Source organism: Actinomadura sp. BRA 177, from assembly GCF_013372625.1.
Classification (GTDB): Bacteria; Actinomycetota; Actinomycetes; order Streptosporangiales; family Streptosporangiaceae; genus Spirillospora.
Map to the genome: position 1 here is coordinate 1 of NZ_JABXFD010000360.1, position 17,310 is coordinate 17,310.

At 72.3% G+C, this 17,310-nt stretch carries 17 protein-coding genes; 8 read left to right on the forward strand and 9 right to left on the reverse strand.

The window, feature by feature from the left end:
- From HUX53_RS20305 to HUX53_RS20315, 3 genes are all read right to left on the reverse strand, one after another.
- Positions 1-189: hypothetical protein (locus HUX53_RS20305; RefSeq protein WP_217919660.1), on the reverse strand; the 189-nt coding region annotated here is incomplete at its 3' end.
- A gap of 119 nt (positions 190-308) precedes the next feature.
- Entirely contained in the window at positions 309-1,337 is a 1,029-nt protein-coding gene (locus HUX53_RS20310) for a hypothetical protein (RefSeq protein ID WP_217919661.1), read from the reverse strand.
- Positions 1,338-1,387: 50 nt separating this feature from the next.
- The gene (locus HUX53_RS20315; protein ID WP_176404798.1) at positions 1,388-1,540 is read right to left on the reverse strand and encodes a hypothetical protein; all 153 of its coding nucleotides are present in this window, start codon (positions 1,538-1,540) and stop codon (positions 1,388-1,390) included.
- 19 nt (positions 1,541-1,559) lie between these two features.
- Here HUX53_RS20315 and HUX53_RS20320 point away from each other — a divergent pair, with 19 nt between their 5' ends.
- Positions 1,560-2,456, forward strand: coding sequence for a hypothetical protein (locus HUX53_RS20320; RefSeq protein WP_176404801.1), 897 nt, complete (start codon positions 1,560-1,562; stop codon positions 2,454-2,456).
- 47 nt (positions 2,457-2,503) lie between these two features.
- Here HUX53_RS20320 and serC read toward each other — a convergent pair whose 3' ends face one another.
- Positions 2,504-3,640: a phosphoserine transaminase gene (serC, locus tag HUX53_RS20325; RefSeq protein WP_309237334.1), complete on the reverse strand. Its 1,137-nt coding sequence runs from the start codon at positions 3,638-3,640 to the stop codon at positions 2,504-2,506.
- A gap of 44 nt (positions 3,641-3,684) precedes the next feature.
- The gene (locus tag HUX53_RS20330; protein WP_176404803.1) at positions 3,685-4,029 is read right to left on the reverse strand and encodes a hypothetical protein; all 345 of its coding nucleotides are present in this window, start codon (positions 4,027-4,029) and stop codon (positions 3,685-3,687) included.
- Between the two features lie 239 nt (positions 4,030-4,268).
- Here HUX53_RS20330 and HUX53_RS20335 point away from each other — a divergent pair, with 239 nt between their 5' ends.
- Complete coding sequence (locus HUX53_RS20335) at positions 4,269-7,121, forward strand: hypothetical protein (RefSeq protein ID WP_176404804.1); 2,853 nt, start codon at positions 4,269-4,271, stop codon at positions 7,119-7,121.
- A gap of 67 nt (positions 7,122-7,188) precedes the next feature.
- Here the strand turns inward: HUX53_RS20335 and HUX53_RS20340 are convergent, their stop codons facing one another.
- Complete coding sequence (locus HUX53_RS20340; RefSeq protein WP_176404805.1) at positions 7,189-8,292, reverse strand: citrate synthase 2; 1,104 nt, start codon at positions 8,290-8,292, stop codon at positions 7,189-7,191.
- Positions 8,293-8,475: 183 nt separating this feature from the next.
- Here HUX53_RS20340 and pdxH point away from each other — a divergent pair, with 183 nt between their 5' ends.
- Together pdxH and HUX53_RS20350 are read left to right on the forward strand one after the other, a co-directional pair.
- Positions 8,476-9,138 (forward strand): pyridoxamine 5'-phosphate oxidase, encoded by a 663-nt coding sequence (gene pdxH / locus HUX53_RS20345; RefSeq protein WP_255205445.1) that lies wholly within the window; start codon positions 8,476-8,478, stop codon positions 9,136-9,138.
- Positions 9,135-10,484 carry an MFS transporter gene (locus HUX53_RS20350; RefSeq protein ID WP_309237335.1) on the forward strand — a complete coding sequence of 450 codons (1,350 nt, stop codon included), beginning with the start codon at positions 9,135-9,137 and terminating at the stop codon, positions 10,482-10,484. The genes pdxH and HUX53_RS20350 overlap by 4 nt, the downstream gene beginning before the upstream one ends.
- Here the strand turns inward: HUX53_RS20350 and HUX53_RS20355 are convergent.
- On the reverse strand, positions 10,470-10,826 hold the full coding sequence (locus HUX53_RS20355; RefSeq protein WP_309237337.1) for a uracil-DNA glycosylase family protein: 357 nt from the start codon (positions 10,824-10,826) through the stop codon (positions 10,470-10,472). The two genes, HUX53_RS20350 and HUX53_RS20355, sit on opposite strands and share 15 nt — an antisense overlap.
- A 484-nt stretch (positions 10,827-11,310) precedes the next feature.
- Here HUX53_RS20355 and HUX53_RS20360 point away from each other — a divergent pair, with 484 nt between their 5' ends.
- The 3 genes from HUX53_RS20360 (at position 11,311) to HUX53_RS20370 (ending at position 15,551) form a co-directional block, all read left to right on the forward strand.
- Complete coding sequence (locus HUX53_RS20360) at positions 11,311-12,012, forward strand: metal-dependent transcriptional regulator (protein ID WP_176404808.1); 702 nt, start codon at positions 11,311-11,313, stop codon at positions 12,010-12,012.
- A 195-nt stretch (positions 12,013-12,207) separates the two neighbouring features.
- Positions 12,208-14,553, forward strand: coding sequence for a SpoIIE family protein phosphatase (locus HUX53_RS20365; protein ID WP_176404809.1), 2,346 nt, complete (start codon positions 12,208-12,210; stop codon positions 14,551-14,553).
- 2 nt (positions 14,554-14,555) lie between these two features.
- Positions 14,556-15,551: a zinc-dependent alcohol dehydrogenase family protein gene (locus HUX53_RS20370; RefSeq protein WP_176404810.1), complete on the forward strand. Its 996-nt coding sequence runs from the start codon at positions 14,556-14,558 to the stop codon at positions 15,549-15,551.
- Between the two features lie 62 nt (positions 15,552-15,613).
- On the opposite strand, the gene HUX53_RS20375 is transcribed toward HUX53_RS20370, so the two are convergent.
- Both HUX53_RS20375 and HUX53_RS20380 read right to left on the reverse strand, forming a co-directional pair.
- Positions 15,614-16,450 (reverse strand): class I SAM-dependent methyltransferase, encoded by an 837-nt coding sequence (locus HUX53_RS20375; protein WP_176404811.1) that lies wholly within the window; start codon positions 16,448-16,450, stop codon positions 15,614-15,616.
- A 160-nt stretch (positions 16,451-16,610) separates the two neighbouring features.
- Positions 16,611-16,772 (reverse strand): hypothetical protein, encoded by a 162-nt coding sequence (locus tag HUX53_RS20380; RefSeq protein WP_165965296.1) that lies wholly within the window; start codon positions 16,770-16,772, stop codon positions 16,611-16,613.
- A gap of 108 nt (positions 16,773-16,880) precedes the next feature.
- Between HUX53_RS20380 and HUX53_RS20385 the strand changes: the two genes are divergently transcribed.
- Positions 16,881-17,279 carry a hypothetical protein gene (locus HUX53_RS20385; RefSeq protein WP_309237336.1) on the forward strand — a complete coding sequence of 133 codons (399 nt, stop codon included), beginning with the start codon at positions 16,881-16,883 and terminating at the stop codon, positions 17,277-17,279.
- Positions 17,280-17,310 lie beyond the last annotated feature (31 nt).

Sequence of the window (17,310 nt, forward strand, 5' to 3'; positions counted from 1 at the left end):
GTCCGGCACGGCGCCGAGCAGCCACGGGATCGCGGGGACCGCGCCGATCAGCGCGGCCCACAGCCACACCGGGCGGATCGGCAGCAGCGCCAGCGCCACCGCGACGACGGTGAACGGGCCCGCGGCGACCGGCCGCCACCGGCCGCCGGAACCCGCGAGGCCCACCAGCTCATGCTCCACAGTCCGCATCTTCACACGGGTCCGCGCGGGACCGTCGCCTCCTTCCGCGATCCGGTCGTCCTCCGAAAGCCTTTTCCATCGTGCCGGTCAGGTTGTACGGGCTACTCCCGTCACCCGGTTCCCGCGCGTCACCGCCGTCTCCGCATCAGGCCGTAGCCGACCGCGCCCGCGATGCCCAGCGCGAGGAACAACCCCACCCGCGTGTTGGTGGCGTCCCGGCGCCCCTCTTCGGACTTGCCGGTCGTCTCCGCGTTCTTCGGGGTGGACGACGGCGACGGCCGCGCCTCCTCCGGCAGTGGCACCTGGTAGACGGGCTGGTTCTTGCCCTCTGACCCCACCAGCAGCGACTTCCCGTCCGCCGTGTAGGTCACCGACTCGCCCTGCGCCTGGACGGGCAGGTCGATCGACTTGATCGACTTGCCGGGCCTGCCGTTGGGCAGCACCGAGTACAGCCGGGCGCCGAAGTACGTCCGGATCACGCAGGTGCGGCCGTCGGGGGAGAAGGCGCCGTCGGTGGCGATGGCGGGCGCGTCGCCGACCTTGCGCATGACGTTGAACCCGCTCGATCGCAGCGGCTTGGGCGCCTCGTATATCTTGCCGCCGAACAGCTTGCTGGCGATGTAGAGCCGGTTGGTCTTCGGGTTGATCATGAGCGTCTCGGCGTTGCGCGGCCCGTCCGAGTACTTGATCTTGAACGCGGTGGCGCGCAGCGTCTGGCTGCGCAGGTTCGCCGGCTCCGGGATCCGGTACACGGTCACGTACGGCCAGGCGCCGCCGAGGTTGTCGCCGATGTCCGCCACGAAGATCGAGGGACGGCCGCGGCCGTCCTTGCCGAGCGCGATGGCCTCCCAGTCGCGGGCGCTCGCGCCGCCCACCTTGAGCACGGCCCGCACCCGCCCGTCCGGGCCGAGCGCGAAGATCTCCGGGACGCCGCCGGAGTCGTTGTGCGTGTAGACGACGCCCGGGTGCCGGGTGCTCGCCGCGAGACCGCTGGACTCGGTGATCCGCTGGTCCCGGATGGTGAACGCGACCCGGTCGTCGTCCCGCGCGGCGGCACCGGCCGGGGCGGCGTTCGCGGCGGGGGAGAAGACGGCGACGGACGCGCCGGCGACGGCGAGCGCGGCACCGGCGCGAGCGACGATGCGGCTTGCTGACATGGCCTGATCATCCCCGTTCCGCGCCCCGTCGATCATATGTCCCGCGCCGGTCAGCTCAGCAGCGCACCGACGACCACGGCGAGGACGAGCGCGGTCAGCACGGTGGGAAGCAGCCATTGGGGCGCACGGTTCACGGGTCCGAGCCTATTCGGCCCCATGGACGACTCGAACCGTCCGCCCATGATGTGCATCTCATCAGACATGTGTGGATTGTTCGGGTTGGTGCGTTCGCCGTTCGCCGACGACCCCGGGCGGGCGTCGGACGTGTTCGTCACGCTGGGGATGCTCGCCGAAGAACGCGGGACGGACTCTGCGGGCCTCGCGCTCCTCGGCGCGTGGCCCGGCCTCGGCGGATGGCCGAGCCTCGGCGGCCCCCCGGGCGGCTGCCGGGTGGTGAAGGGACGCGGACGGTTCTCCGAGGCCTGGCGCCCGGCGTACGTGCCCGAGCTGGACCGCTCGCCCGTCGCGCTCGGCCACACCCGCTGGGCCACGCAGGGATCGCCGCTGGAGCCGCGCAACGCCAGCCCGATGGCCGTCCAGGACGTCGTGGCCACCCACAACGGCGACATCGACGCCGCCGACCTGCGGGCCCGGTTCGCGCTGCCGCCCGCGTCCGGGACGACCGACAGCGAGCCGCTCTTCCAGCTGCTCGCCGGCTGCCGGGGGCCGTCCGACGTGACCGCCGTCCTCGAAGCCGTGGTCGGACGGGTCGCGCTGGCCTGGGTCCACCGCGACCGCCCCACCGAGGTGCACCTGGCCCGGGGCGCGCTCAGCCCGCTGACCGTCGCCGTGGACACCGACCAGAACCTCTACTGGGCGTCCAACCCGCGCTGGTTCCGGGACGCCGAGCGGCACACGCGCGTCGAGTTCGCCAGCGTCGTCATGCTCCGCGAGGGCACCTACGTGAAGATCGGCATGGAGCGCCGCCCCGGCCGCCGCGATAGTCCCGAAGTGCTCGCGACGGCGAACTTCCTGCCCACGGCCCGCGACACCGACATGGACCCGCGCGTCTGGACGGGGTTCACCGCCGCCGACCAGGACCGCGACCGCGCCGGCCTGCTCCACCGCGCCGTCCAGCGCGCCGGCGGAACCGGCGGCCTCGTCCCCGTCGCGTCCTAGGACGGGCTCTCGGGGGCGCGGCGTGGCGCCCCCGAGGGTTCACACCGTCAGATGCGCTCGACCACGTAGTCGATGCAGTTCGTCAGCGCCTCGACGTCGTCGGGGTCGATGGCCGGGAACATGCCGATGCGCAGCTGGTTGCGGCCCAGCTTGCGGTACGGCTCGGTGTCGACGATCCCGTTGGCGCGCAGCACCTTCGCGACGGCCGCGGCGTCCACGTCGTCGTTGAAGTCGACGGTGCCGACGACCTGGGAACGCTGCGCCGAGTCGACGACGAACGGCGTCGTGTACGAGGTCTTCTCCGCCCAGGTGTAGAGCCGCTGGGACGAGTCGGCCGTGCGGGACGTCGTCCACGCCAGCCCGCCGTTGCCGTTCATCCACTCGATCTGCTCGGCGAGCAGCAGCAGCGTGGCCACGGCCGGGGTGTTGTAGGTCTGGTCCTTGGCGGAGTTGTCCACGACGGTCTTCAGGTTGAAGAACTCCGGGACGTACCGGTCGGACATGGCGATCTCGTCGATCCGCTCCAGGGCCGCCGGGGACGCGAGCGCCACCCACAGGCCGCCGTCCGCCGCGAAGGACTTCTGCGGCGCGAAGTAGTAGACGTCGGTCTCGGTCACGTCCACGGGCAGGCCGCCCGCGCCGGACGTGGCGTCCACCAGGACGAGGCCCTCGCGCGCGGTCGTGCCCGCCGGGCGCCTGATCGGCATCGCGACGCCGGTCGAGGTCTCGTTGTGGGTGAGCGCGTAGACGTCGACGTCCTCCTCGGCGGACGCCTCCGGGTGCGTTCCGGGCGGGCCGGAGATGACGGTGGGCTCGCCCAGCCAGGGCGCGCCCGTGGTGACCTTGGCGAACTTGCTGGAGAACTCACCGAACGTCAGGTGCTGCGAGCGCTGCCGGACGAGCCCGAACGCGGCCGCGTCCCAGAACGCGGTGGTGCCGCCGTTGCTGAGCAGGACCTGGTGCCCGTCGGGCAGGGAGAACAGCTGGGAGAGCCCCTCCCGGACGCGCCCGACGAGGGACTTCACCGGCTTCTGGCGGTGCGAGGTCCCCATGTAGGTCGAGCCCGACTCGGCGAGGGCGGCGAGCTGCTCGGGACGGACCTTGGACGGACCGCACCCGAAACGGCCGTCGGCCGGCTTGAGATCGGCTGGAATGTCAATGGTTGGATTCGCGCTGTCGGTCACTTGTAGAAGGCTATCTGACCTGCTACGAAGATCGCGGGCCGGGTTCACATGCCGAGACGCCGGCGCCGCCATGCCCAGGTCAGCAGGGCCGCGAGCGCCGCCGCGCAGACGGCGGCGACGACGGCCGGCGGGTAGATCCAGTCGTCGCCCTTGGAGTGCGCCTCGACGGCCGTGTTGACGGAGTCGTAGATCAGGAACGCCAGGAACAGGACGGCGGCGGCGACGGCGATCCGTCCCGACACGGCGTTCGTCCGGCGCCGCCGCGCCTCGCGCTCGACCTCGTACCGCCGCAACTCCTCAGCGGCATCGACCTTCGCGGCACCTGCCACGGACGCGGGACCGACATCGCCGTCGAGTGGCTCGTTGTCGGCGGAACGGTCTTCTCTCATGCCGCCAATGATGACAAGGTAACCGAAGTTCGGCCTGTAGGGGTGGGGCTCAGCCGTCAACGACCCGAGGCGTCGCGATCGCGTGCGAAGCCAGGTTTCGAGCTCGCGAGAAACCTGATCGCGCAGCGAGCCGCTAGGCGAGTCGGAGCGATGCAGCGATCGCCGCAGTGCCCGCCAAAGGAGGGCGCCCCAGCGCCCGACGCCAAGGGCAGTGCAATGAACACGGGAGGCGTTGACGTATGGCGAGCGACGGCGACCGGATCCTGAGCGAGGATCGGCTGCGCGGAGTGCTCGACCTGTTCGAACGGCTGCGGGAGCGGCCGAAATGGCGGTTGCGGGAGCGGCTGCGGCCGCTGCTCCTGCTGCTCGGTCCCAGTCGCGCCACCTCCCACGCGGCCGAGCTGCTGAAGTCGCGCTGCGAGGACGAGCGCGCCCCGGTGTCGCACATCGCCGCCGACACGCCCGCCACCGACGTCGCGGGCGTGCTGCGGGAGGCCAAGCGGGAGCTGTCGCAGCCGTCCAGCCACGGCCGCGCCGAGCCGGGGCTGCGGTTCCCGCTGCTGGAGATGGCGCTGTGGCTGCGCGACCTGCGGGAGATCCGGCGCGCCGGGGACCGGCCCGTCCCGCGCGGCGCCTCGGCCGCCGAGCGGGAGAACCACCAGCTCGTCCGGCGGCTCACGCATCCGCCCGTCGGCGACAACGAGAACGCGCGCCGCCGCGAGCTGAACCGGGTGATCCGCCGCCGCGGCCGGGACGTGCTGCGCGACCTGGCGGAGCCGCGCGGCCGGCCCGCCACGTTCCTGTCGTTCCTGGAGCAGATCGCCCCGATCGGGATCGCGGTCGTCGCGCTGATCAGCGCCGGGACGGCGGCCGCGCTCGACCTCGCGTCCGCCGTGCTCGCCGCCGTCATCGGGCTCGGCTTCGTGGCCGTGCAGATCGTCGCCCGGACGCGCGGCTGGTACGGGGTGCGGCGGTTCGGCTGGTTCCTGCGCCAGCCCTACGTCGACCGCGACTCCACCGGGTTCCTCGGCTTCGCGCTCGGCGTGTTCGACCCGCGCCCCGTCGAGCCGGACGACCACGGCGAGCAGCTCGACCTGCTGCTCGTCGCCGCGTTCCTGGAGGACCTGCGCCGCAACTACCGGCGCGACTACCGGCGCGCCGCGTGGGCCCGCGTCCGCTACCCGGTGCTGATCTTCGAGCACCTGGCGGCCGGGCATCCTGGCGTGGCGTTCGTGGAGCTGGCCGAGCGGGTCCGCGCCGAATGCCAGGCGAGCGACCGGGTCTCCGGCTTCGACCCGAACGCGCCCGGCGGGGACGACCCGGCGGCGCCGCGGCTCCTCGACCGGCTCGCGGAGGCCGTCCGGGTGGACGTGTCGTCCGGCGAGCCGCAGAGCGTCATCGGCGCGCGCGGCCTGTGGGACCGCTACACCCGCGAGCAGCGCCGCGTCGGCGCGCTCGGCTCCCGCCGCGAGCTGCGCGTCGACGTCACCCGCGACCCGGGCGGCGACCTGCCGCCCGTCCGGCCGGTGCGGCGCCGCCCGCGGCTCGCGCACCCGGCGCTGCCGTGGATCGCGATGGTCGCGGTCGCGGCGGCGTCCATCACGGTGATCTCGGTGCAGGTGGTGAAGTACTGCTCGCCGTTCGGGATCCGGCGGATGTCGAACGGCGAGTGCGTCGGCATCACCGACGGATCGTTCCGCTTCGGCGAGGACTCGGGCGGCAAGAACAACGACAACCGGCTGAACGAGGTGCTCGACCACATCGAGGCGCTGAACGACCACGTCAAGGAGTCCGGCAAGCCGTACGCGACGGTCGTCTACCTCGGTCCGGTCACCGCCGACCCGTCCATCAAGAACAAGCGGATCGACCTGCTCGCCGGGGTGCAGGGCGAGCTGATCGGGCTGGCGATCGCGCAGAAGCGGTTCAACGACGCGGCCGAGGGCAAAGACCTGCGGCTGCGGGTGCTGATCGCCAACGCGGGCGCCAAGTTCCAGTACGCCGTGCCCGTCGCCCGGCAGATCCGCAAGCTGGCGCTGAAGGACCGCACCATCGTCGCGGTGGTCGGCTTCGAGCAGAGCCGCCGGCAGACGAACGAGGCGATCAAGCTGCTGGCCAAGTCGGCGCTGCCGCTGGTCGGCACCGCCAACAGCTACGACGGGACGGCGCTGCTGGACGGCGACGCCGGCTACTCGCCGTACTACTTCCGGCTCGCGTCGCCGAACAAGCGGACCGCCGAGCACGCCGCCTACTGGGCGCGGCACGGCGACGTCAACGGCAAGAAGGTGGACGACGCGGTCGTCATCTACGACGGCGACCCCGACGACCTCTACAGCCGGAACCTGGCCACCGACTTCGAGAAGGCGTTCCGGCCGGGCAAGGCGCTCATGCGCCCCTACAAGAACCCGGGCGAGCTGAACAAGGCCGTCCGGGAGGCGTGCCAGGACCAGCCCGACATGTTCTACTACGCCGGACGTTCCGACGAGTTCCGCTCGTTCATCAACGTCCTGGAGCTGTCGTGCCCGAAGCGTCCGCTGGTCATGGCGGACGACGAGATCGCCAAGTACGTCAGCGACAACGCCGACGAGATCGGCCGCAAGAACACCTTCGACCTGTACTTCACGCCGCTCGCCGCGCGGGAGGCGTGGACGTGGCGCTGGATCGGCGACCAGGCCCCGCAGACGTTCTACTCCGACTACGACCCGGCCGTCCGCGCGATGACGGACGAGGACGTCGCGCCGGGCCAGCGGCCGTCCATCACCCGCGCCGCCGTCGCCTACGACGCGGTGACCCTCATCGCGACCGTGGCGAGCAAGGTCTACTGGCAGGAGAACGCGCTGCCGTCGGCGGGGTCGGTGTTCGCGGCGCTGAACGACCCGGACCACGACGTCCTGCGGAACGGGGCGAGCGGCGTCATCCGCTTCAGCTCCCGCAGCACCGGCCACCAGGTCCTGGACAAGCCGGTCATGCTGGCGACGATCAAGCCCGACGGGACCACCGAGGTCCGCCAGGTCTGCGGCCGCCTCATCGCCGGCGACCAGGGCAAAGCCTCCTGCCCGCCCGGCGACGGCGAACCCGAGGCCGCGGCGCAGTAGACACGCGAAAGGCCCCCGGTTCCGGACCGGGGGCCTCAAGGTGCGTCGGTGCGGGGGGAAAGGTCTTTCAGCCCTTGAGGACGTCCGCTGCGCCCGCGACCTCGCCGATGGTGCGGCTGCCCGGGCCGGTGTACTTCGCGCTCGGGCGGACGAGCCGTCCGGTGCGCTTCTGCTCCAGGATGTGCGCCGCCCAGCCGGCGGTGCGGCCGCAGGTGAACATGGCGGGCATCATCGCGGTCGGGACCTCGGCGAAGTCCAGGATGACCGCGGCCCAGAACTCGACGTTGGTTTCGATCGGGCGGTCCGGGCGGCGCTCGCGCAGCTCGGCGAGGGCGGCGTCCTCCAGGGCCTTGGCGGCCTCGAAGCGCGGGGCGTCCAGCTCCTTGGCGGTGCGCCGCAGCACGCGGGCGCGCGGGTCCTCGGCGCGGTAGACGCGGTGGCCGAAGCCCATCAGCCGCTCGCCGGAGTCGAGGATGCCGGCCACGACCTTGCGCGCGTCGCCGAGCTGCTCGACCTTCTCGATCATCGGCAGGACGCGGGCCGGCGCGCCGCCGTGCAGCGGGCCCGACATGGCGCCGATGGCGCCGGAGATGCTGGCCGCGACGTCCGCCCCGGTGGAGGCGATCACCCGCGCGGTGAAGGTGGAGGCGTTCATGCCGTGCTCGGCGGCCGACACCCAGTACGCGTCGATGGCCCGGACGTGCTTCGGGTCGGGCTCACCGCGCCAGCGGACCATGAACCGCTCGGTGATGGTGCCGGACTCGTCGATCCGGTGCTGCGGGACCATCGGCACGCCGACGCCGCGCGCGGACTGCGCCACGAACGACAGCGCCGTCACCGACACGCGGGCGAGGTCGGCGCGGGCCTCCTCGTCGGTGATGTCGAGCAGCGGCCTCATGCCGTACGCGGGGGCGAGGGTGGGGAGCGCGCTCTGCACGTCCACCCGCACGTCGCCGGAGGTGACCGGCAGCAGGTGCGGATCGGCGGGGGCCAGTCCCGGGGTGAAGCTGTCGTCGACCAGGAGGCCCCAGGCGTCACCGAAGGAGACGCGGCCGACGAGTTCCTCGATGTCGACGCCCCGGTAGCGGAGGGCGCCGCCCTCCTTGTCCGGTTCGGCGATCTCGGTCTCGAAGGCGACGACCCCCTCAAGACCAGGTTTGAAGTCGGACATAGCGTCCTGCCTTTCGTCCCCAAGAGTGATAAGGCGGTGCCGTGCCATTGAACCCTGTCCGCCTTACTGACCAGTACCCAGGGGTCGTGCCAGTTGCACCCGCCCCAGGTGAGAGGCTCTGACGCTGTGAGTTCCCCAACGCCCGATCCCGCGCGGCTCCGGAGATCTTACGAGTCGGGCGAATTGTCCGAGTCGGCGCTCCCCTCCGATCCGCTCGCGCTGTTCGCCGCGTGGTTCGCCGACGTCCACGCGTCGGGGCTGGTCGAACCCAACGCGATGGTGCTCGCGACCGCCTCCGGGGCCGGCGTCCCGAGCGCCCGGCTCGTGCTGCTGAAGGGCTACGGGCCGCAGGGGTTCCGCTTCTTCACCAACCTCACGTCCCACAAAGGGCGCGATCTCGCGGAGAACCCGCGCGCGGCGCTGGTGTTCCCGTGGCATCCGCTGTACCGGCAGGTGCGCGTCGCGGGGCCGGCGGCCGAGCTGACCCGGGACGAGTCGGCCGCCTACTTCGGGACGCGCCCGTACGGCTCGCGGCTCGGCGCCTGGGCGAGCGAGCACCAGTCGGGCGTCATCCCGGACCGCGACGTGCTGGAACGCCGCTACGCCGAGGCCGCCGGGCGCTGGCCGGATCCGGCCGCCGGGCAGCCGCCGGGCACGCCTGGCTCGCCGGGTGAGGACGTCCCGCTGCCGGACTTCTGGGGCGGGTACCGGGTCGTCCCGGAGTCGATCGAGTTCTGGCAGGGGCGCCGCGACCGGCTGCACGACCGGATTCGTTACCGTCGCGAACTATTTCCGGGGGGTGCGGACGACCCCGGGGAGTGGACGGTGGAGAGACTGTCCCCGTGACACCGGAACAGCAGCCACCCCCCGCCGAGACTCCTGACACCGTCCAGAAGGACGAGCCGGAGGACGAGCCCGCCGAGCCGCGGAGAACCGCGCGCAACAGGCTGCGGCGGCTGGCCATCGACACCCGGCCGCTCGGGATGCCCGCCTACCGGCGGCTGTGGCTCGGGCAGGGCGTGTCGTTCGTCGGGTTCCAGGTCACCGCCGTCGCCGTCCCCGTCCAGGTGTACGACATGACGAGGTCGTCGCTGTGGGTCGGCGTGCTCGGCTTCGTCAACCTCGTCCCGCTGATCGTGTTCGGGCTGTGGGGCGGCGCGATCGCCGACCACATGGACCGGCGCAGGCTGCTGTTCGTCTCGTCCTGCGTGATGTGGGTCGCGACGCTGCTGCTGCTCCTCCAGGCGCTGCTCGGCATCGGCAGCCTCACCCTGATCTTCGGCGTGGTGGCGATCCAGGCGATGGGGTTCGCGGTGGCGTCGCCGACCCGCAGCGCGATCATCCCCCGGCTGGTCGACCGGACGCTCGTCCCGGCGGCCAACACCCTCAACTTCACCGCCAGCCAGTTCGGGATGCTCGCCGGGCCGCTGTTCGCGGGCGTGCTGCTGGCCCACTGGCACTACGCGGCGGCCTACGCGCTCGACGCCGTGCTGTTCACCGTCGTCCTCTACGCGGCGCTGCGGCTCCCGCCGATCCCGCCGCTCGGCGACATCACCGGCTCGCCCGGCCTGCGCTCGGTGATCGACGGGCTGCGCTACCTGGCCACGCAGCCGGTACTGCTCATGTCGTTCGTCGTGGACATCATCGCGATGGCGATCGCGATGCCGCGCGCCCTGTTCCCGGAGGTCGCCGAGACGCGGTTCGGCGGGGAGGGCGCGGTCGGCTGGCTGTTCGCCGCCATCGCGATTGGAGCGTTCCTGGGCGGGCTGTCGTCCGGCTGGATCGGCCGGGTGCGCAAGCAGGGCATCGCCCTCGTCGTGTCGATCGTCATCTGGGGGCTGGCGGTGGCGGCGTCCGGGCTCGCCGGGCAGCTGTGGCTCGCGGTGGCGCTGCTCGCCGTGGGCGGCGCGGCCGACCTGGTCTCGGCGGTGTTCCGCCAGTCGATGCTGCAGACGTACGCGCCGGACAAGCTGCGCGGCCGGCTCCAGGGCGTCTTCACCGTCGTCGTCGCGGGCGGCCCCCGGCTCGGGGACGTCCGGGCGGGCGCGACCGCAAGCGTCGCCGGCGCCACCGCGTCCTGGGTGGGCGGCGGCCTGGTCTGCGCCGCCCTGGTGATCGTCGTCGCGATCGCCGTCCCGTCCCTCCTCCGCTACGACGCCCGCACGACCGAGACCGTCTCAGTGGAGGACTGACGCGGCGGTCTTGAGGTCGTCCAAGAATCCGGCGTAGGTCTGGTCGCGGTCTTCGGCTCTCAGGACGGCGGACGGGTGGATCGTCGCTAGTAGTTGTGTGTCGGCTCGTTCCGGCGGCTCGTCGCCTAGTTCACGGGCGGCGGACGGGGTGCCGATCGTTTCCAGGTCGGGCAGCGGCATCAGGACCCCGCGCTGCTTCGTCACCCTGAACGACGACCCCAGCAGCGCCTTGCCGGCCGTGGCGCCCAGCGCGACGACCACGTCCGGTTCCAGGATCCGCAGCTCGGCCAGCAGCCATGGACGGCACGCGCGCATCTCGCCCGCGTTCGGCGCCTCGTGGATGCGCCGCTTGCCGCCCTACCGGGCGAGGATGATCATGCGGATTCCGTGATGGTGTCGGCTTGCTCGGCCGCACCGGGGTCTGGTGTGGCCCGGCCACCAGCGACATCAGCCACCGCGAGCGCGTTAGCTGCGCCTTGGAGCGAGCCGGAGGCGATGCTCCAAGGCAAAGATCGCGAAGCGATGCAGCGCTCGCAGCTTGCGCGATTCGGCTCCGAGCCGCCAGGCGAGGAGTCGAGGTCGCGGAAGCAATGAACACAGTGGCGTTCTCGTCAAGGCCGCAGCCCTGGCACTCGGACGCCGCGTGCCGCAGCGCGTCCAGGTCGGCGCGTTCCGCGGGCGTCTCGGGCAGGAACGGTTCCGCGTCCCGGGAAGGTTTCGCGTTCATCGTGCGTTCCCCCTACCCGGCTTGAGGGGGATATTCGCGGGACCCGGCGGGGTGGGGTCCGAGCAAGTAGACTCGTTGGTCATAAGACTGGAGGGAGCTGTGACCTCACACGGCCTTATCGATACCACGGAGATGTACCTCCGGACGGTTTTCGAGCTCGAAGAGGAGGGGATCGTTCCCCTCCGCGCGCGCATCGCGGAGCGGCTCTCCCAGAGCGGCCCGACGGTGAGCCAGACGGTCGCGCGGATGGAGCGCGACGGCCTGCTCCGGGTCGAAGGCGATCGGCACCTCGCACTGACCGACAGCGGCCGCGGTCTCGCCACGCGCGTCATGCGCAAGCACCGCCTCGCCGAGTGCCTGCTGGTCAACGTCATCGGCCTGCCCTGGGAGGACGTCCACATCGAGGCGTGCCGCTGGGAGCACGTGATGTCGGAGGACGTCGAGCGCCGCCTCGTCGCGCTGCTGGACAACCCGACCACCTGCCCGCACGGCAACCCGATCCCCGGGCTGTCCGAGCTCGGCGGGCACGGCGACGACGGCGACCACGCGCCGCTGTCGGTGATGACCGCCGTCGCGAGCCCCGCCGGCGCGGAGGCGGTGATCCGGCGGATCAGCGAGCAGGTGCAGAGCGACAGCGACCTGATGCTTAGACTCAAGCAGATAGGGATACAACCGGGACGAGAGGTGATTCTCCGGGCGACCGATGACGGGGTACGGGTGATCAGTGACGACGAGGACGAGGGGCCCGCGACGGAACTTCCGCGCGACATCGCCGAACACGTCTTCGTCAGCAGGCGCTGACACGATCGGCGTGCGAACACCCGCCGCGACGACGGTCTATACCGAAGATCTCCATACCATCGTGCCTTTCGGGCGTATCCCGGCGGCGGGTTCGTCGTTCAATACGACGAGACGAACACGTGCACCGGCCGTGCCGCGACGCTCGGTGATCATCGGGCCGGGGACGGCGACTGTCGGCAGGATCGGGATGCGGAGATGAACCACTGGGGGGAAGCGCCTGACGAGGCGCGTCTGCCGCCCGAGACCGTCCTCAACCTGATGGAGATGGCGGTCATCGTCTGCGACCGCTTCAGCAACGTCATCTACGGCAACTCGTTCGCGCGGCAGCTGTTCGGGTTCGGCGGCGACGAGATCATCGGCCACTCGATCCTGTCCCTCGGCATCGCCGAGGAGGACCACGAGCAGGCGACGGAGCTGGCCAAGCACGTCCTCAAGGGCGGCGTTTGGGAGGGCACCTTCTGCAACCTGCGCGCGGACGGCACCACCGTCTACACGCGGGCGCACGCCGTGCCGCTGCGGCACCCGTCCGGCGCCGTCGACGGCGTGGTCATCTTCGCGCGCGAGGCGCTCCGCTCCAACCAGCGCGAGCAGGAGCGCTACGGGCTGATGGAGCGGATCGGCGAGCGGCTCGCCGGGTCGCTGGAGCTGGAGGACACCCTCCGCCGCGTCTCCGACACGCTCGTCCCGCAGTTCGCCGACCACTGCTTCATCGACCTGTACAGCGGCGACCGGCTCTACCGCCGGGTGTCCCGGCACGCCGCGAACTGGGAGCCGCCGCCGGGCACCTGGGCGGAGGTCGGCGAGCCCGTCTCCTACCCGCCCGGCCACTTCAGCGCCAAGGCGATGGACCGCCGCGACGCCGTCCTCGTCGAGGACATGATCCAGCACCGGTTCGAGGCGCCGACCGAGCCGTCCAAGCGGCTCGGCGTCGAGATGGGCATCACCTCGGTGATCTCCGCGCCGCTGCTGGTGCGCGGCGAGATGCTCGGCGTGATGAGCCTGGCGCTGTCGAACCTGTCCAAGCGGCCCGACCCGCACTACGACGGCTTCGACCGCGACCTGCTCGGCGCGATCGCCAGCCGGGTCGCGATCGCCGTCGACAACGCGCTGCTGTTCGAGGAGGAGCGCGACACCGCGCTCGCCTTCCAGAAGCACCTGCTGCCCGGTGACCGGCCGCCGCCGCTGGACGGCCTGGAGATCGCCTGGCGGTACGAGCCGGCCCGCCCGCTGGAGTCGCACGGGCACGGCATCCAGACGCAGGTCGGCGGCGACTGGTACGACGTGATCCCGCTGTCGGCGGGCCGGGTCGGCCTCGTCATCGGCGACGTCGAGGGGCGCGGCGCGCGCGCCGCCGCCGTCATGGGGCAGCTGCGGGCCGCGCTGCGCGCCTTCGCGCAGGACGACAAGCCGCCCGCCGACATCCTCCGCAAGCTGGACGAGTGGGTCCGGACGATGACGCGCCCCGAGCGGATGCGGTCGGGCTGGAACAGCGACGACCTCGTCCGGCCGCCGCTCGTGTCCTGCACCTACTTCGTGTACGACGCGTGGTCGCGGGTCCTGGAGTTCGCCAACGCCGGGCACGACCCGCCGCTCCTCGTCGTGGACGGCGAGGTCCGCGAGCTGCCGTTCGAGAGCGAGGGCGGCATGCTCGGCCTGCGCGCCCCCGGCATGGGCGGCGAGATCCTCTTCAACGAGGAGACGACCGAGCTGCGGCCGGGCTCCACGCTCGTCCTGTACACCGACGGCCTCATCGACCGGCGGCCGAAGGACGACGGCGACTACTACACCCGCGAGGAGTCGCGGGAGATGGTCCGCACCGCCGTCGCCAAGGCCGCGGGCGGCGGGGTCGAGGCGGTCGCGAACGCCGCCTACGACGCGGTGCCCGGCGACATCGACGACGACGTCGCGATCGTGGTGATCCGCACCGCGGGCGACGAGCTGGCCGTCGAGGAGCGCACCTTCACCGCCGAGCCGATCATGGTGTCGGAGGCCCGCCGGATGGCCGCGGACGCGTTCGCCACCTGGGGGATGCTCGACGAGCAGGCCGAGCTCGCGTGCCTGCTGGTGTCGGAGGTCGTCACGAACGTCGTCCTGCACGCCACCGCGACGCCGGCGCCGCGCCGGGAGATGGTCGTGCCGGTCGCCGCCGGGCCGCCCGGACGCGGCGGCGAGCCGCTCAGCGCGCCGCCGCCGGTGCAGTTCAACACCGACTTCGGCGCCGCCCTCGACGGCGAGGGCGCGTTCGACGGCGCAGACTTCAACGGCGCGGACTTCAACGAGGACGACTGGAACCTCGGCGCCGACCTCGGCCGCCGCGAGCCGCCGACCAAGGAGTTCCGGCTCCGGCTGCGGCGCGGCGCCGACATGGTGTGGGTCGAGGTGTTCGACTCCGACATGCGGCTGCCGCGCATCCGCAGCGCGGGCGAGACCGACGAGGGCGGGCGCGGCCTGTACCTGGTCGACCAGCTCGCCACCCGCTGGGGCGCCCGGCCGACGTCGGACGGCAAGGCCGTCTGGTTCGAGCTGCCGCTGACGCCGTAGCGATGCGCGCGTGGGTGGTCGACGAGCCGTCCCCGATCGCGTCGGGGCCGCTGCGGCGCGCCGACCGCGAGGCGCCGTCGCCGGGTCCGGGCGAGCTGCTCGTCCGGGTGCTGGCGTGCGGCGTCTGCCGGACGGACCTGCACGTCGCCGAGGGGGACCTGCCCGTCCACCTGCCGGGGGTGACGCCCGGCCACGAGATCGTCGGCGAGGTCGTCTCGGCCGGCTCCGGGTGCTTGCACGTGTCGGGTGACCGGGTCGGGGTCGCCTGGCTGCGCGGGACATGCGGCGCGTGCCGTTTCTGCCGTCGCGGCGCCGAGAACCTGTGCCCTTCATCCGTCTACACCGGCTGGGACGCGCACGGCGGGTACGCCGAATACACCCTGGCCATCGACGCCTACACCTACGCGCTGCCGCCCGAACTGGACGATGTGCGGGCCGCGCCGCTGCTGTGCGCGGGCATCATCGGCTACCGGGCGCTGCGCCGCGCCTCGCTGCCGCCGGGCGGGCGGCTCGGCATCTGGGGGTTCGGCGGCTCCGCGCACCTCGCCGCGCAGATCGCCCTCGCCGAGGGTGCCGACGTGCATGTCTTCACGCGCAGCCCGGCCGCCCGCGAGCTGGCCCGCTCCCTGGGGGCGTCCTGGGCGGGCGACTCGTTCGACGCCGCGCCCGACCCGCTGGACTCGGCGATCATCTTCGCGCCGGCGGGGGAGCTGGTGCCCGCCGCGCTGGAACACCTCGACCGCGGCGGGACGTGCGCGATCGCAGGCATCCATCTGAGCGACGTCCCAGCTTTGGACTACCAGCAGCACCTGTTCCAGGAGCGTGAGGTGCGCTCGGTGACGGCGAACACGCGCGCAGACGGCGAGGAGTTCCTGAAACTGGCCGCCCGCCTGGACGTAGCCGTCACGACGCACACGTACGGCTTGGACGAAGCAGACCGCGCGTTGGCCGACCTAGCCGCAGACCGCTTCACCGGCGCCGCCGTCCTCGTCCCTTGACTTGCGGCGTGTTGTTCTTTTGAGGGCGGCGGTAACAACAACATGCCGCAAGTGAACGGAGTTCAGGGGATGGGTTCGGCGGCTACGTGGGCCCAGGATTGGGTGAACCACAACTCGCCGCCTATGACGCGGGGTTTCGTGCCGGTTTTGGGGCCGCCGTCCACCTCGTCCAGGAGGGCTTCGCGGATGCGGTCGGCGGACGCGTCGTCGCAGGCGCCGGCGAGCCACGGCTCGATGGGGCGCTCCACCGTGAACACGTCCAGCCGGCGGATGCTGCCGCCCGCCGAGGTGATCATCTCGGTGAGCCGGGCGATGGACGGGGTGCCGGGATGGTCGGGGTCGCGGAGCCGCTCGATCCGGTCGCGCTCGGGGCCGGCGAGGTTGCCGCGGACGAGGTCGGCGATGACCACCCGTCCGTCCGGGCGGCAGACCCGCAGCAGCTCGCGCAGCACGCCGTCCGGGTCGCCCAGGGTGTAGAGCGAGAACCGGGCGGTGACGAGGGAGAACGCGTTGTCCCGGTAGGGCAGCGCGGTGGCGTCGGCCTTGATCGTCGGACGGTCGGGGCCGATCGGGTGCGGCACGCGGTCCTCGCGGGTCGCGGCGGCGGGGAGCGGGTCGCCGTCCGGTCCGCCGTCCCCGGTGATGCGGACGGGGCCCGTGCCGAACTCGACCGTCGACATGCGTCCGGACGTGTCGGTGCGGGCCGGCGGCTCCGGCATCGCGTCCACCGCGGTCATGTGCCGTACCTGGGGGGCGAGCGCGGCGGGCATCGGGCCGCGGCCCCGCGCGACGTCCAGGCAGACGTCGTCGCGGCCGGGTTCGACGAACTCCAGCAGGCGCCTCAGATGCGGGGCGATCGTGCCGCCGCTGCGCTGGACGGCGGGCGCCGGATGCGGCACTGGTGCACTCCCTCGGCTCGGGCCGGCTTCCCGGATCGACTGGCAGGGTCGGCTGGCAGGGTGGGGCTTCGCCGGGCGGGGCGTGAAGCCGGGTTTCGTCAGTTATGACTCACTGCCGGGAAGGTAAGTTCGGCCCGCCGCAGGAGAATTTCCCGCCGGTTCACCCGCGCAGGTGCTGCCCGTACATCGCGAGGACGACGAGCACGAACACGGTGATCACCGCGACGCGGGTGGGCATGGGCACCCGCAGCCGCACGGCCGCCCAGCGCACGCAGAACGCGGCGAGGAGCGACACGACGACGAGGGCGAGGATGCCTTCCATGGGGTCACCTTCCGGGCCGGGGAGTGCCGCCTTCTCAGCACGATAGACGTGTAAGGAGCGGGTTACCCGCCGGTTGCGGGCCGGGGTGCGACCGATAATCTCGCCTTTGTGGCAGATGCGAAGGAAGTAGACGGCCGGGACAAGGTCGACGGCCTGATGACCAACCTGGCGCGCGGGCGGGTCGCCCTCGGGCTCGCGGCCCTCGCCGCGCCGAAGCTGACCGTGAAGCTGATGGGGCTCGGCGGTGCCGCCGACCCCGGCCGCGACCTTGTGGTCCGGATGTTCGCCGCCCGGGAGATCGCGCTCGGCGCCGGCTACCTGCTCGCCGACGACTCCGCGCGGCGGGTGTGGGCGCGGCTCGGCCTCGCCGTCGACTCGCTCGACGTCGTGAGCGGGCTGAAGACCCGCGGGGCCCTGCCGCTGTGGGTGACCGCGGGGGCCGTGGGCGTCGCCGGCGGCGCCGCCGGGATCGGCGCCGCGAAGGTCGCCTCCGACATCGTGCGCTGACCTGCCCGCCGGGGCCGGGTGATCTCGTCCG

Bases quoted from the DNA above. Each gene is read 5' to 3' on its own strand.
- HUX53_RS20315 (WP_176404798.1), bottom strand. From the start codon at position 1,540: ATGTCTGATGAGATGCACATCATGGGCGGACGGTTCGAGTCGTCCATG.
- HUX53_RS20335 (WP_176404804.1), top strand. From the start codon at position 4,269: ATGGCGAGCGACGGCGACCGGATCCTGAGCGAGGATCGGCTGCGCGGA.
- HUX53_RS20340 (WP_176404805.1), bottom strand. From the start codon at position 8,292: ATGTCCGACTTCAAACCTGGTCTTGAGGGGGTCGTCGCCTTCGAGACC.
- HUX53_RS20365 (WP_176404809.1), top strand. From the start codon at position 12,208: ATGAACCACTGGGGGGAAGCGCCTGACGAGGCGCGTCTGCCGCCCGAG.
- HUX53_RS20370 (WP_176404810.1), top strand. From the start codon at position 14,556: ATGCGCGCGTGGGTGGTCGACGAGCCGTCCCCGATCGCGTCGGGGCCG.
- HUX53_RS20330 (WP_176404803.1), bottom strand. From the start codon at position 4,029: ATGAGAGAAGACCGTTCCGCCGACAACGAGCCACTCGACGGCGATGTC.
- HUX53_RS20310 (WP_217919661.1), bottom strand. From the start codon at position 1,337: ATGTCAGCAAGCCGCATCGTCGCTCGCGCCGGTGCCGCGCTCGCCGTC.
- HUX53_RS20380 (WP_165965296.1), bottom strand. From the start codon at position 16,772: ATGGAAGGCATCCTCGCCCTCGTCGTCGTGTCGCTCCTCGCCGCGTTC.